The sequence below is a fragment of the Mycobacterium sp. genome (assembly GCF_046091765.1).
Taxonomy (GTDB): Bacteria; Actinomycetota; Actinomycetes; order Mycobacteriales; family Mycobacteriaceae; genus Mycobacterium.
In genome coordinates, this window is the sequence record NZ_JBJTCF010000050.1 from 20,961 (window position 1) to 35,603 (window position 14,643).

Genomic DNA, 14,643 nt, shown 5'->3' on the forward strand with positions numbered 1-14,643 from the left:
GGCTCAGCCCAGCCCGAGGGCGGCCATGACCGCGGCAGGATCGACCGGCACCGGGGTGACCGACGGCATGTCGCGCAGCGCGGTGTCGGGGTCCTTGAGGCCGTGGCCGGTCACCGTGCACACCACCGTCGATCCGGGCCTGACCCACCCGTCCTGCGCGGATTTGAGCAGCCCGGCGATGCTGGCCGCCGAGGCCGGCTCGACGAACACTCCCTCCTCTCGCGCGACCAGCTGGTAGGCGGCGAGGATCTCCTCGTCGGTGGCGGCCAGGAACCGGCCGCCGGACTCCTGCTGCGCGGCCATCGCGCCGTCCCAGGACGCCGGTGCGCCGATCCGGATGGCGGTGGCCAGCGTCTCAGGACGGCTGACCGGCTTGCCGAGCACCAGTGGCGCCGCCCCGGCGGCCTGGGTGCCCAGCATGCGCGGGAGCGAGTCGGTCAGGCCGTCTCGGTGATATTCGGTGTAGCCCTTCCAGTAGGCGGTGATGTTGCCCGCGTTGCCCACCGGTAGGGCGTGCACGTCCGGGGCGGTGCCGAGCACGTCGACGATCTCGAAGGCGGCGGTCTTCTGGCCCTCGATGCGCACCGGGTTGACGCTGTTGACCAACGAGATCGTCGGATAGTCGGCGGTCAGCTTGCGGGCCAACTCCAGACAGTCGTCGAAGTTCCCGTCGATCTGGATGATCTTCGCGCCGTGCATGACCGCCTGGGCGAGCTTGCCCATCGCGATCTTGCCCTGCGGGATCAGAACCGCGCAGGTGATACCTGCTCGTGCGGCGTAGGCCGCCGCCGAGGCCGAGGTATTGCCGGTCGACGCGCACAGCACCGCCTGCTGTCCGCGCGAGAGCGCCTCGCTGACCGCCATCGTCATGCCGCGGTCCTTGAACGAGCCGGTGGGGTTGTGCCCCTCCACCTTCAAATACACCGTGCAGCCGGTCATCTCCGAGATCCGCACCGCGGGCACCAGCGGCGTACCGCCCTCAAGCAGGGTCACCGGCGTCCAGTGGGCGGCCGCCGGCAGACGGTGCCGATAGGCCTCGATCAGGCCGGGCCAGGGCGTGTGCACCGGAGTCGAGGCCGGCGAGGACGGGCTCATTCGCTGGTGCCCTCCAGGCGCAGGACACTGTCGATCCGCTCGACGACGTCCAGATCAGCAAGGGCGGCAACGGTTTCGGAGAGAGCGGCATCGGTGGCGCGGTGGGTCACCACCACGATGCGGGCTCCGCTGGGGGTCCCACCTTGATCGGCGAGCCCCTCCTGGCGAACTTCGGCGATGCTGACCTCACGCTTGGCGAACTCGGCCGCCACCGCCGACAGCACGCCCGGGCGGTCGCTGACGGTCATGCTGACGTAGTAGCGGGTCGGGACAACGCCGATCGGCGCCACCGGAAGCTGGGCGTACTTGGACTCGCGCGGACCGCGCCCACCCTGCACGCGGTTGCGCGCCGCCATCACGACGTCGCCCATCACCGCCGAGGCGGTCGGGTTGCCGCCGGCGCCCTGGCCGTAGAACATCAGCCTGCCCGCGGCCTCGGCCTCGACCACCACCGCGTTGAATGCCCCGTTGACGCTCGCCAGCGGGTGGCTCAGCGGCACCAGTGCCGGGTACACGCGGGCCGACACCCGCTGCTGACCGTCGACGGTGATCCGCTCGCAGATGGCCAGGAGTTTGATCGTGCACCCCAGCGCGCGGGCCGCCTCGAAGTCGGCCGGGGTGACTTTCGATATCCCCTCCCGGTAGACATCGTCGGCGGTGACGCGGGTGTGGAAGGCGATCGACGCGAGGATCGCCGCCTTGGCCGCCGCGTCATAGCCCTCGACGTCCGCGGTGGGGTCGGCCTCGGCGTACCCTAGCGCGCTGGCTTCGGCCAGAGCGCTCGCGTAGTCCGCTCCGGTGGCGGCCATCGCGGACAGGATGTAGTTGGTCGTCCCGTTGACAATCCCGGCCACCCGCACCACCGTGTCGCCGGCCAGCGACTGGGTCAGCGGGCGGATCACCGGGATCGCGCCGGCCACCGCCGCTTCGAAGTAGAGGTCGACGTGCGCCTGCTCGGCCGCCTGCGCCAGTTCCCCGGTCGACTGCGCGAGCAGCGCCTTGTTGGCGGTGACGACCGACTTGCCGCGTTCGAGGGCGGCCAGGATCGCCTTGCGCGCCGGTTCGACCGGGCCCATCAACTCGACGACGATATCGACGTCGTCGCGCGAGACCAGTTCCTCGACGTTGTCGGTGAGTGTCCCGGCGGGCAGCCCCCGATCCCCGGACACGTTGCGCACCGCCACCCCGCGCAACACCAGCGGCGCGCCGATCCGCGCGGTCAGGTCGGCGGCGCTGTCGTCGATGATCCGCACCACTTCCCGGCCCACGTTGCCCAGGCCCAGTACGGCGACACCGATCGGGCCGGTCGTCCCGGTTTCAGCGGTCATCGTTCACCTCACCTCCAGACTGAGCAGGTCCTCGACGGTCTCCCGGCGCAGGATGATCCGGGCACGGCCGTCGCGCACGGCGACCACGGCCGGACGCCCGATCAGGTTGTAGCGGCTGGACATCGAGTAGCAGTAGGCGCCGGTGGCGGCGACGGCCAGCAGGTCCCCGGCGGCGACGTCGTCAGGAACCCAGGCGTCGCGCACCACGATATCGCCACTTTCGCAGTGCTTCCCGACGATGCGGGCCAGCCGCGGTCCTGCCGTGGCGGCCCTGGACGCGAGCCGCACGTCGAAGTCCGCACCGTAGAGGGCGGTGCGGATGTTGTCGCTCATGCCGCCGTCGACGCTGATGTAACGCCGGTGCGCGCCGGCGCCGATCGCCACGTCTTTGACCGTGCCCACCTCGTAGAGGGTGATGGTGCCCGGTCCGACGATCGCCCGGCCCGGTTCGACGAGCAGCCGGGGCACGGGCAGCCCCGCCGCCTGCGCCTCAGTGCGCACGATGTCGTGCAGTTTGGCGGCCAGGTCGGCGATCGGCGGGGCGTCGTCGTGGGGCAGGTAGGCGATTCCGAAGCCGCCGCCGAGATCGACGACGGCCAGATCGCGCGTGCGTTCCGCACCGAACTCGGCCACCACCGCGCGCAGCAGACCGATCACCCGCCGAGCGGCCAACTCGAATCCGCCGACGTCGAAGATCTGCGAGCCGATGTGACTGTGCAGACCCACCAGTCGGAGGTGCCCGGCGGCCAGCACGCGGCGCACCGCCGCCATCGCATCCCCGCCGGCCAGCGACAGCCCGAACTTCTGATCCTCGTGCGCGGTGGCGATGTACTCGTGGGTGTGCGCCTCGACGCCGACCGTGACGCGCACCATCACGTCCTGGACGGTCCCGGCTCCGAGTTCACCGGCGGCCACCGCTTCGAGCCGGTCGATCTCGGCCACGGAGTCGATCACCACGCAGCCGACCCCGGACTTGACCGCCGCGGTGAGCTCGTCGACGGACTTGTTGTTGCCGTGCAGCGCGATTCGTTCGGGCGGGAACCCGGCGTGCAGGGCGACGGCCAGTTCGCCGCCGCTGGCGACGTCGAGGGACAGGCCCTCGTCGGCGACCCAGCGGGCCACCTCACCGCAGAGGAACGCCTTGGCCGCATAGTGCACGTTGGCCGCGCCGAACGCCGCCGCCATCTCGCGGCAGCGGCCGCGGAAGTCGTCCTCGTCGATGACGAACAGCGGCGTGCCGTAGCTGGCGGCTAGGTCGGTCACCGTCACCCCGGCGACGCGCACCACCCCGTCGGCGCCGCGGGCGAGGTTGCGCGGCCAGACGTTGGGCGCCAGCGCGAGCACCTCGGCGGGGGTCTGCGGCCGCGGCGGCGGACCGGCGTGGTGGATCTCCTCGGCGTGCCGGGGACCGGCGGGGTGGACGTTCACATCCGCTCCGGAGCGTTGACACCGAGGATGCCCAACCCGTGGGCGATCACCCGGCGGGTGGCCTCGCACAGCGCGAGCCGGGCGCGGTGCAGATCCTGCGGCTGTTCGTCGCCCTGGGGAAGCACCCGGTGGCTGTCATAGAAGCGGTGGTAGTCACCGGCGAGGTCTTCTAAGTAGCGGCACACCCGGTGCGGCTCGCGCAGGGTGGCTGCGGACTGCAGCACGCGGGGGTACTCCCCGAGGTTGCGGATCAGCGTGCCCTCCCTGTCGTGGGTGAGCAGCCCGAGGTGCGCGGTGTCGGGGGCCAGGCCGAGCTCGGTGGCGTTGCGCGCCAGCGCGCACAACCGGGCGTGGGCGTACTGCACGTAGTAGACGGGATTCTCCGCTGACGCCGAGGACCACAGCGCCAGGTCGATGTCGATCGGGGTGTCCACCGACGAGCGGGTCAGCGCGTAACGCGCGGCGTCGACGCCGATGGCCTCGACGAGGTCGTCGAGGGTGATCACGGTTCCGGCCCGCTTGCTCATCCGCACCGGCTGGCCGTCGCGGACCAGGTTGACCATCTGCCCGATCAGCACCTCCACGGTGTCGGGGTCATCGCCGAGTGCCGCCGCGGCGGCCTTGAGCCGGGCGATGTAGCCGTGGTGATCGGCACCGAGCATGTAGATGCACAGGTCGAAGCCGCGCTCGCGCTTGTCCAGGTAGTAGGCCAGGTCCCCGGCGATGTAGGACGGCATCCCGTCGCTCTTGATGACGACACGGTCCTTGTCGTCACCGAACGCGGTCGTGCGCAACCACGTTGCGCCATCCTTGGTGTAGGCCGCACCGCTCTCGCGCAGTTTCGCGATGGCCTGGGTGACCCTGCCACTGGAGTGCATCGAGTCTTCGTGGGTGTAGACGTCGAAGTCGGTGCCGAAGTCGTGCAGCGAGGCCTTGATGTGGTTGAACATCAACTCCACCCCGATGCTGCGGAAGGTCTCGCGCCGCTCGGTCTCGGGCAGGCTCAGCGCGTCGGGCGCCTTGGTCAGCACCTGCTCGGCGATGTCGGCGATGTAGTCGCCGGCGTACCCGTCGTCGGGGGTCGGTGCGCCGCTGGCGGCGGCGATCAGGGAGTTGACGAAACGGTCGATCTGGGCACCATGATCGTTGAAGTAGTACTCCCGGACGACCCGGGCGCCCTGGGAGCTCAGCAACCGGCCGAGCGCGTCGCCGACGGCGGCCCAGCGGGTGCCGCCGATGTGGATCGGGCCGGTCGGGTTGGCCGAGACGAACTCGAGGTTGATCCGCTGACCCTCCAGCAGCCCGGACTGGCCGTAGCCGCCCTGCGCGCCGAGGATGTCGGCGACGATGCGGCCCTGCGCGGAGGCCTCGATGCTCAGATTGACGAAACCCGGTCCGGCGACCTCGGCGGCGGCGATGCCGTCGGCGCCCGCGAGAGCCTCGGCGAGCCAGGCCGCCAGTTCGCGGGGATTGGCGCCGGCTTTCTTGCCGGCCTGCAGCGCCACATTGGTGGCGTAGTCGCCGTGCTCGGGGTTGCGCGGCCGCTCGACGGTGACCTCGGCGGGCAGCGCCGCCGGGTCCAGGCCGTGCTCGATCAGCACCGCGCGGGCGGTGCTCTTGACCAACTCAGCCAGGTCAGCGGGGGTCACGGGGGTTCATCCTATGCGTTAGGCTGGGCACGCCCGACGGCGCAGCGAACCTGCGCCCCCGTAGCTCAGGGGATAGAGCGTCTGCCTCCGGAGCAGAAGGCCGCAGGTTCGAATCCTGCCGGGGGCACCCTCTACCGGCGGCGGTTGACCACCGGACCGCTCAGCCCCCGCACCGACTCCGGAACCGGGATCGACTCGGGGCAGTCCGGGGCGCGCAGCGGCGGCCCATAGGTCGTCTCGATCGGGACCACCCCGGCCCAGGTGCCGGCGGCGATGTCCTCCTCGGGGTCCTCCGGCCAGCCGTCGCTGATTTTCAGCGACCAGTTGTCGTCGGTGATCGCCAGCCGCAACACCCGGGTGGCGGCCAGTTCCCGTTTGGTGCTGGGCCGCATTTCAGCCACCCGGCCGGGGATGAACGTCTCTGTCAGAGTCTCCACGTAGCGGGTCTTCGCGCCGCCGCTGACGGGGGTGAACGGGCCGTAGATCACCGCGCTGCGGTAGCGGAAGGACGACTCGAACCCGCTGCGCGCGACGACCACACCCTCGAGCGTGGTCACCGATGCCGCGGCAGGCGCACCGGCGGCGAGATCTCGCAGAAACGGTGATCCGGTCGACCCGTGGATCACCAGTTCATCGTCGATGCGGGCGAAGCCGATCGGAAGCGCCATCGGATGCCCGTCCCGGACGAACGCAACGGTCGCCAGAGGCGTGCTGTCGAGCAGCGCGTAGAGCGCGTCGCGCGAGGTGCTCTGCTTCTCGCGCAGACGTGAGACGGCGGTCTTCGGTTGCGGCATCCGATCACCCCTCGCCGAGCCGGCGCAGCGCCTCGGGTGTGAGGTCCTTGATCGCGCGGTAGCCGTCGATGGCCATGATCAGATCGGTCTCGGCCAGCAGCGAACGCAACACGTGAACGATGCCCTCGACACCGCCGAGCGCCGCGCCGTAGGCGTAGGGCCGGCCGACACCGACCGCGGCGGCGCCCAACGCCAGCGCCTTGACCACATCGGCCCCCGACCGGACACCGGAGTCGAAGAGCACCGGCACCCCGCCGGCGGCGGCCACCACGTCGGGCAGGCACTCGATGGCCGGTAGCCCGCCGTTGGCCTGCCGGCCGCCGTGGTTGGAGCAGTAGATCCCGTCGATGCCGGCGTCGACGGCGCGGCGGGCGTCGTCGGGATGACAGATTCCCTTGAGGATCAGCGGCAGCGAGGTCAGCGAGCGCAGCCACGCCACGTCGTTCCACGTCAGCGAGTTACCGAAGACGCTGATCCAGTGCAGTACGGCCTTGCGGGGGTCGGTGTCGATGTCCGGGTCGGCCTTGGCGCGAAAGTGCGGGTCGCTGATGTAGTTCGCCAGGCACAGCCCGCGCAACTGCGGGAAGTTGGCCGACGCCAGATCACGCGGCCGCCAGCCGGGCAGCCAGGTGTCGAGCGTGACGACGATGCCGGTGTAGCCGGCGTTCTCGGCACGGCTGACCAGGCTGGCCGCCAGGTCGCGGTCTTTGGGTGTGTAGAGCTGGAAAAGCCCAGGGGTGTCGCCGAATTCGGCGGCGACGTCCTCCAGCGGATCCATCGTCAGGGTCGACACGCACAGCGGAACCCCGGTGCGCGCCGCGGCGCGTGCCGCGGCGATGTCGCCGTGGCCGTCCTGGGTGCACAGCCCGATGACCCCGACCGGCGCCATGAACACCGGTGACGACCACCGCCGTCCCCACAGCTCGACTGACAGGTCGCGTTCGGTCGCCCCGACGAGCATCCGCGGGATCAGGCCCCACCGGGCGAAGGCGGTGACGTTGACCCGCTGCGTCGACTCGTCACCGGACCCGCCGGCCACGTAGGACCACAGTGACGGCGAGAGCGCCATCTGGGCGCGCGCCTCGAGTTCCTCGTAGGCCATCGGCAGGGCCGGCAGCACCCCGTTGAGGCCCTGGAAGTAGATCTCCAGCTGAAAGTCGCCGTGGGACTGGGTCATCGGCTCGCCTTCCCTGCGGTTGTGAATTCGGCGACGACGTCGGCCACCCGCCGAAGCTGGTCGAGGTCGGCGCTGGTCGGTATCAGATGGACCTCGCTGGTGCCGACCGCGGCGAAGGCGCGCAGCACGTCCACAAGCTGCTCCTCGGTACCGGCCCAGCCGGTGGTCGGGGCCATCGCGTCGACGTACTCGACCGGGATCCAGTTCATGTAGTGCCGCAGGTGCCGATGGATCTGGTCGCGGGCGGCCGGCGGGTCGCCGAGGGCGAACCAGAACGACGTGGCCAGGTGCGGCGCGGGCCGGCCCGACTGGGCCCATGCGTCGCGCGCCACGTCGTAGAGTTCGTTCTGCCGGATGGGGTCGAGGTCCAAGGTGATCCCGGCCAGCCCGTCGGCCCACGGCGCGGCGCTGCGCAGGGTCTTGGGTCCGATGGTGCCGACCAACAGACGCGGTCCGCCTGGCTGCGCCGGTCGCGGCCCGACCGGCAGCACCGAGTCGGTGATCTTCTCCCCGGCCCACACCCGCTGCATCACCGCGACCCGCTCGGCCAGCCCGCGCATCGTCTGCGTCGTCGGGTCGGCCCCGACCGCGTGGTAGTCCTCGTGCCGGCCGCCGACCCCGACGCCGACGGTCAGCCGTCCACCGCAGAGCATGTCACCGGTGGCCAGCGCTTTGGCCAGCAGCACCGGGTCGTGCAACTGCGGTACCACCACGGTCGTCACCAGCGGCACCCGCTCGGTCCACGCCGCCAGCGCGCCCAGCAGGGTCAGCGCCTCGGGGTTGTCGAACGCGATGCGCTCCCCCCAGCACAGCGAGGAGAAGGGGCCCTCGTCGATCAGTTGCGCCCACCTGCGCAGCACACCGGCGTCCAGATCGGGTTCCATCACCGGCATGCTCATCCCGACCTGCATGGTCACGTCGCTGATTCCTTGCTCACCTTCACCGGCCCGGCGCTGGGCGGGGGCGCGAGCAGGTTGCCGCGCAGGCTGCCGCGCACTGTGCGCACGGAGACCACCAACCATGACGTCAGCAACCCCGCGTAGGCCAGCACCGCAACGACCTTGAACGCGGGCAGTCCGGTGTGGATAGCCAGTTGCGCCGTGCCCGTCACGAAGGTGCCGACCGGGAATGTCAGGCTCCACCACGTCAGCGCGAACTGCATTCCGCGGCGCCAGGTCCGAAAGGTCAGACCGGAGGCCAGCGCGATCCACAGCACGGCGAAACCCCAGACGGGCACACCGTAAATGATCGAAAAGGAGTTCATCATCGTGGCGAGGTCGGCCGACACCACCAGGCTGGCATTGACGCCCAGAAGCCCTACGGCGGTGATGGATTGCCCGAGCGGGCCGAGCACGATCCACAACGTCGGCACGCGGGCGGAACCCGATGTTCCGTAAAGCATCAAACGGCTCCAGATCATCGTGATGATGATCATCGCGGCCACCAGCGACATTCCGAACATGGCGTAGCAGCCGTAGAGCAGGGTCTCCCGAACGGCACCCTGCGGTGCGTGCGGAATCAGCAGCGCCCCACCGGCGGCGGAGACCATCGGCGGCACAACCGGCATCAGCCAGCCCCCGAACGCGGCGTCGGGTTCGACACTGAGTTGGGTGAACATCAGAAACGGAATTCTCACCGCGGTGTACAGGCCAAGTGCGGTGCCCGCGCACCACAGCACCCAGGCCAGACTCACCGCCGCACTTTCCCCGATCAGGTTGCGGCCGATCAGAAGCGATCCTGTTCCGACCGTGAGCAGCGCCATCGGTGCAGCACCGAAGAAATGCGTCATCTGCGGATTGCGGGCGTGACTGCGAATCGATGTGGGGTGGCGCAGCCAGTGCCCGCCGACCACCACGACCAGAACCGCCAGCAGCACCGCCGCGAACACCCACACCAGTTCGACGACGGCGCGCAGGCCGGGGAACTGGACGGGCAGGGTCGCCCCGGCATTGGCGACGATCCCGGTGCCCATCACCGAGGCGAACCAGTTGGGCCCGATGGAGCCGAGGACTTCGACGTAGGAGCGCGTGGAGGCCATATCGATCAGACAGTACGACGCCGGTCGGCCGACGCGGGCATCAACGCCGATCTCAGCCCCGGCCCCGGGTGTTCTCCTGGTCGAGGTAGTCAGTGGCCCACCGGCGGACGTGCTCGGGCAGGTTCCCACCGGCCACATCGGCGAGGGTGGTCTGCTCGAGCACCTCCCGCATGCTGGCCCGCAGCGCCCGCCACACGTCGGTCAGGGCCACCGAAGGACCGCTGTAGCGCAAGTCGCCCAGGCCGATGTCGCGCACGCTGGCCAGCGGCCCGTCGATACAGCGCAGCACGTCGGCGATGCTGATCTGGTCGGCCGGACGGGCGAGCTCGTAGCCGCCGTCGCGGCCGCGGTGGCTGCGCACCAACCGGTCTGCGCGCAGGTCGGAGAGGATGTCGACGAGGAACTGCGACGGGATGCCCTGCGCCTCGGCCAGGTCGTCGGTCTTGACCAGAACCCCGGGCGCCGTCGCGGCCAACTGGGTCATCGCCCGAACGGCGTACTCCGCCTTCGCCGACATCCGCATGGTGCGGATTGTCCCACCGTCGGCCGGGCCGTGTGGGATCCGGACTATTCGCCGGCGGCCGCGGCCGCGGACTTGGCCTTGCTCCGCTGGCCGGCATGCGCGCGGGCGTTGTCGCGTGCGCCTTCGTGGGAATCACGGGCCACCGCCACCCGAGAGGCGGCGCCGGTGCGCTCGGCGGGCCTGGTCGCCTCGGTGGCTCCGGCCTGGGTATCGGAAGCCGCGACATCCGCGGCAGCTGCCTGCTCTGTCGCGGTGACGTCCTGCGTCTCCGCGACGGCCGGGGTCACCTCTGCATCCTCGTGGGCATCCTCGCGTGCAGTTGCCACAGACGGCAGCGCCGACTCGGAATCGGTCGCGCTTTCCTCGGTGCCAACCGGGAGGCTGCGCGCGGCCCGAGGGCTGACATCCGAGCGGACAGCCGCGCTCGCGAGCACTTCTGAGTGCGAACGGGCCACCGAAGGCCCGCTCGACCCGGCGTCCTCGGACCCCCCGGTATCCGGCACGGAGGGCACGCCATTCGGAGTGCCCGGCGCAACCGACGGAATGTTCCACTCGGGCAGGTAGTTGCGGATGACGTTGTTGACCGCGTCGAAAACGATCGCCGGCGGGCCGAGGGGGGCGACGACCACCTTGACCACCTTCTCCAAAGCCCCGCGGAAGTCACCGGTGACCAGCGAGCGCAAGGTGTCGACGATCATCGCGGGCTCGTAGGCGACGAGCGCGCCGGTCGCGAAGGCGGCGGCGATGACCTGCTTGCCCAGGTATCCGGCATCGAACGCCAGCGACCTGACGAAATCTTTGACCGTCGGCACCGTCAGCACCGTCGGCACCGTCGGCAGCGTCGAGTAGTCGGGGAGAGCCGACCGCACCCCGACCGGCACCGGTGCGTCGTTGATGTAGTCCGGGAAGACGCTGCCGAGGTTGAACTCCGGCATGGCCAGGATTCCCGACAGATCGGGAAGGTCGGCCGGCGGCGCGATCGCCGCGATCTCCGACGGTCCCGCGACGGTCCCCGTGGTGGCCGTCAGCTCGGGGTCGGAGACCACCGCCATCCCGGCGATGAACGCGTTGACGATGGCGTTCTTGCCGATGTGGGTGGCGTCGGCGGCGAGCGACGAAAAAAGGTCTTTGAGCACCGAGAGCGGGCCGGTCGACTCCGAGGACGCGGGAGCGATGGCGTCCAGGAAGCCGTCGTCGAGCATGCTGGCCGCGTCGCCGCTGCCCGAGGAGAGTTGCACGGCGGGGATGCGGACGTCGCCCCGCGGGGCGATGACGGGATTGGCCACCACGACACCGGCTGCGGCAAGAGCCACACCCGTCGTTAGTAGAGGACCAAATGCCCGGCGCACCGTTGTCACCGCCTTTCCTGAGTGAAGCCTACCATACCTGAGATTTATCTGAGAAGTAACCCATTAGAGAAAATATTTTCCCAGCAAAAAGGCTGCCCCCTTCCTCAGGAAGGGGGCAGCCTGTTAGGGTGGAGCCGAGGGTCAGCTCGCGTCGCTGGCGGCCTTCGCCGACGAACGCTCCGCGCGCTGTTTGGCCGGCTTCTTCGCAGCGGCCGAGGTGTCGCTGCCGGCCGAGCTCGTCGCGGCGTCCGCGCCGGCACTATCGGCACTGTCGGCACTGTCGGCACCGCCGGCCGCACTGCTGCCGGTGTCGGTGCTGGCAGCGCTCTTACCGGTGTCTCCGGCGCTCTCGGCGTCGGCAGCACTGCCGGCCCCGGTCGCGCTGTCGGCAGCGGCCGATCCGGAGGCGTCGCCGGCCGACGGGCGGGCGACCTCCACATCCGTGACATCCGCGACATCCGCGACGGCTGCGGCGGTCGGAGCCGCCTCAGCTGCCGGGGCGGCGGAAACCGCGGCGGCCGGGGCCGCCTCGGCAGCCGCCGGGACCGGGTAGCTGGCGCCCAGGGCATTGGCGATCTGCAGCTGGGACTGCTCGGACCACATCCGCAGGCTCGGGAACACGTAGCCTTGGGGGTACGGGAGCTCGCCCACGCCCGGGCCGACCGTCAGCGCCAGCACGGAGCCGGGGATGCTCGAGGTCACGCTGCCGTCGGCGCCTTCGGGGCCGAGCAGACCGTCCACGACGGTGTTCCACGCGGTCTCGAAGTCCAGCGTGGTCAGCGCGCCGATAGTCTGAGTGGCGATGTTGACCACCGCATTGACCAGAACCTGGGCCGAGCCGATGAGGGTGTTGACCAGACCGGTCGCGATACCCGGCAGGACTCCCACCACGTTGGTGAGGTTGGTGACGACGCCGGTGACGACACTGGTCAGAGCACCCAGAGCAGTGGTGCCCGCGTCTTGCAGCGGGACCAGCGTGGCGTTGGTCAGCGTGGTGATCGCGCCGGGGATGTCACCGCCGATCGCCTGCTGGGCCGCGGTGATCACCGCACCGGGCAGGTTCCAGACCGCCTCGCTGAGGATGTAGGCCGAGGTGCCCAGGGAGTCGATCGAGCCGCCGATGTAGGCCGAGCCATTGAAGCCCAGCTGGCTGATGATCGGCAGCGCGGTGTAGATGAACTCCGGCAGGGCGCCCACGTAGGGCTCCCACTCGTAGGCGGGATAGATGTTCGCGCCGTCGAAGATGTTCTCGCTGAGCACCCCGACGGTCAGCAGCAGTTCCGAGAGGGGGCTGTCGAAGCCGGCCAGCGCGACCTGCGCGACGGTCGGCACCGAGATCGAGGGCAGGGTGACCGCCGGCGTGACGGGTGTCATGGCGATGGCGCCGGCCCCGACGACTGCCGCGGTCCCGGCGATGAGCTGGGAGCGAAGAGAGATCTGCACGGTAAGTTCCTCCGGTGTTAGCTAACACTGACTCTTGAAGAGTACCTGAGAAAAACCTGAGCGCAAGTCTTTCGCGCAAAAGATTTCCAGTTCGCGCCGGGAGAGGACTGGCAAAAGGTGGCGAGGGGGTATTCCGGCAGCGCCGCGACGGCGGTTTTCAGTGCCTTGAAATGGCAAAACAGGGATCGGCGAAGGATGGTCGGTGAGTCTTCCATCGCCCCGCCGTGTTCACCCTGGCAAACCATCCCCGCCTGAATCGCTGCCCAGATCCGACCCTCGGAGACCGCGGCTGGGCAAAAAACTCAGGAATTTAACTGCTTCTTCTCAGCAAATACAGACCCGGCGCTCCCGCCTGGTGAGCGGGGACGCCGGGTCTGGTCGTCGGGAACCGTCGGAAACTCAGCCCTCGGCGGCGGCCGCCCTGGACGCCTGGGACGCCTTGGCTGCCGTGCGGGCCGAGCGCTGCTTCGCCGGCTTCTCGGCGGCACCGGAATCGCTGCCGGTGGCCTGCGGACCGGCCGCGTCGGCGGCAGCCGGGGCTGCCGGTCCGGCGGTTGCGTCCGCGCTGGCGTCGTCTCCGCTGCCGGCCGCGTCCGCACCGCTCGCCGTGCTCTTGGACCCGGCACTGTCTGCAGCAGCGTCTGTGCCGGTTGGCGCACTCGCCCCGGGCGACGGCCGGTCGACGGTCACCTGGGCCACCTCAGCCTGGCTCGGCTGGGATTCGGCGACCACGGCGGCCTCGACACCGGCTTCAACCGCGGGCTGTGCCGCGGCAGGCGCGGTCACGGGCGGCTCCGGGGGGAAGAAGGGGTCGTTGAGGATGCCGCCCTCCCCGTTGGCGCTGAAGTCACCGAGACGCTGCCCCTCGCTGGTCAGCACCGAGCGCAGGCTGGGATTCGTCACCGTCAGCACCGGACCCTCGTCGTAGTCGATGAACTCGGTGATGCCGATGCCGATGGTCAGGCTCACCACATTGCCGAGGGTTCCGTCGCCGCCGAGTAGGCCGTCGATCGCGGCGTTCCAGGCGCCCTCGATGTCCCCGGTGCTGATGTCGGTGACGATCGTGCTGACCGTTCCTATCAGGTCGGTCACCAGGTAGGCCACTCCACCAACGACCGCGCTGGTCAGGCCGTTGATGAGTCGCGGGACGGCATCGAACACCACCGTCTGCACGTTGGCGAGGGCGTTGTTCAGGAGGTAGCCCACACTGGCCAGCGCAGTCTCGAGGCCAAACTGAATCGGGTCGATGATCTGAGTCTGCAACTCGGCGATGGCGCCCGGAATGTCACCGGCCAGAGCCAGTTGCGCGGCGGTCACCACGGCGAAGGGGGCATTGAACGCCGCCGTCGCGATACCGCTCACCACCGCCAGGGGGGCGGAGACGCCCGCGTAGGTATATCCCGACAGGTTGTTGACCAGTGCGCTGATCCCGCCGAAGGAGAACTGGTTGGCCAGGTCAGGCACCCATCCGAAGTATCCCGGCGCGTACAGGGTGGAGAAGTCGGAGCTGTAGAACGAATCCGGCCAGAACAATTCTTCGGGGTCGAGCAGCCCGACCTGGTCGGTCAGGGTTGCAACGGCGTAGCCGAAGGTGTCGGACAGGGCGCTCACCGGGTTGGCGATCGCGCTCAGCTCGACGGAGCTGGACAGCCGCTGCATCGTCGCGAGGTCGGGCTGCGTGATCGGGGTGATGGCGACCGCCGTCGCGGCGACGGCGGCGACGCCGGCGATCATCTGGGAACGAAGGGAGATCTGCATGGGAATTCCTTCTGCTGGGTGCTCGACCGGGTGGTCGGCTGGGGCTGGTTGCGTCGTCGGA

General features: G+C 69.8%; 11 protein-coding genes, 1 tRNA gene and 1 pseudogene. 1 reads left to right on the forward strand and 12 read right to left on the reverse strand.

The genetic code is table 11. The features are described 5' to 3' along the window. Nucleotides 1–3: 3 nt before the first annotated feature. From thrC to argS, 4 genes are read right to left on the reverse strand one after another with little or no spacing between them, the layout of a single operon-like run. Nucleotides 4–1,095 carry a threonine synthase gene (gene thrC / locus ACKOB8_RS04560; RefSeq protein WP_526376031.1) on the reverse strand — a complete coding sequence of 364 codons (1,092 nt, stop codon included), beginning with the start codon at nt 1,093–1,095 and terminating at the stop codon, nt 4–6. After that, complete coding sequence (locus ACKOB8_RS04565; protein WP_526376032.1) at nt 1,092–2,423, reverse strand: homoserine dehydrogenase; 1,332 nt, start codon at nt 2,421–2,423, stop codon at nt 1,092–1,094. Before ACKOB8_RS04565 ends, thrC begins: the two co-directional genes overlap by 4 nt. Nucleotides 2,424–2,426: 3 nt before the next feature. After that, complete coding sequence (gene lysA, locus ACKOB8_RS04570; protein ID WP_526376042.1) at nt 2,427–3,812, reverse strand: diaminopimelate decarboxylase; 1,386 nt, start codon at nt 3,810–3,812, stop codon at nt 2,427–2,429. A gap of 35 nt (nt 3,813–3,847) precedes the next feature. Next, nucleotides 3,848–5,500 carry an arginine--tRNA ligase gene (argS, locus tag ACKOB8_RS04575; RefSeq protein WP_526376033.1) on the reverse strand — a complete coding sequence of 551 codons (1,653 nt, stop codon included), beginning with the start codon at nt 5,498–5,500 and terminating at the stop codon, nt 3,848–3,850. 54 nt (nt 5,501–5,554) lie between these two features. Here argS and ACKOB8_RS04580 point away from each other — a divergent pair. After that, nucleotides 5,555–5,627 (forward strand) — tRNA-Arg (locus ACKOB8_RS04580). 4 nt (nt 5,628–5,631) lie between these two features. Here the strand turns inward: ACKOB8_RS04580 and ACKOB8_RS04585 are convergent. From ACKOB8_RS04585 to ACKOB8_RS04620, 8 genes and pseudogenes are all read right to left on the reverse strand, one after another. Further along, complete coding sequence (locus ACKOB8_RS04585; RefSeq protein WP_526376034.1) at nt 5,632–6,294, reverse strand: pyridoxamine 5'-phosphate oxidase family protein; 663 nt, start codon at nt 6,292–6,294, stop codon at nt 5,632–5,634. A gap of 4 nt (nt 6,295–6,298) precedes the next feature. Next, nucleotides 6,299–7,471: an alpha-hydroxy-acid oxidizing protein gene (locus tag ACKOB8_RS04590; RefSeq protein ID WP_526376035.1), complete on the reverse strand. Its 1,173-nt coding sequence runs from the start codon at nt 7,469–7,471 to the stop codon at nt 6,299–6,301. After that, nucleotides 7,468–8,382, reverse strand: a complete 915-nt coding sequence (locus ACKOB8_RS04595; RefSeq protein ID WP_526376043.1) for an LLM class flavin-dependent oxidoreductase — start codon at nt 8,380–8,382, stop codon at nt 7,468–7,470. Before ACKOB8_RS04595 ends, ACKOB8_RS04590 begins: the two co-directional genes overlap by 4 nt. A 2-nt stretch (nt 8,383–8,384) precedes the next feature. Then, nucleotides 8,385–9,509, reverse strand: a complete 1,125-nt coding sequence (locus ACKOB8_RS04600) for a TDT family transporter (protein WP_526376036.1) — start codon at nt 9,507–9,509, stop codon at nt 8,385–8,387. A 52-nt stretch (nt 9,510–9,561) separates the two neighbouring features. Beyond that, a complete protein-coding gene (locus ACKOB8_RS04605; RefSeq protein ID WP_526376037.1) occupies nt 9,562–10,032 on the reverse strand; it encodes an Rrf2 family transcriptional regulator in 471 nt (156 codons plus the stop codon). 44 nt (nt 10,033–10,076) lie between these two features. Next, nucleotides 10,077–11,345, reverse strand: a complete 1,269-nt coding sequence (locus ACKOB8_RS04610; protein WP_526376038.1) for a hypothetical protein — start codon at nt 11,343–11,345, stop codon at nt 10,077–10,079. A 177-nt stretch (nt 11,346–11,522) separates the two neighbouring features. Then, complete coding sequence (locus ACKOB8_RS04615; protein ID WP_526376039.1) at nt 11,523–12,824, reverse strand: hypothetical protein; 1,302 nt, start codon at nt 12,822–12,824, stop codon at nt 11,523–11,525. A gap of 399 nt (nt 12,825–13,223) precedes the next feature. Then, nucleotides 13,224–14,643: pseudogene (locus ACKOB8_RS04620) on the reverse strand (hypothetical protein); the annotation flags it as partial.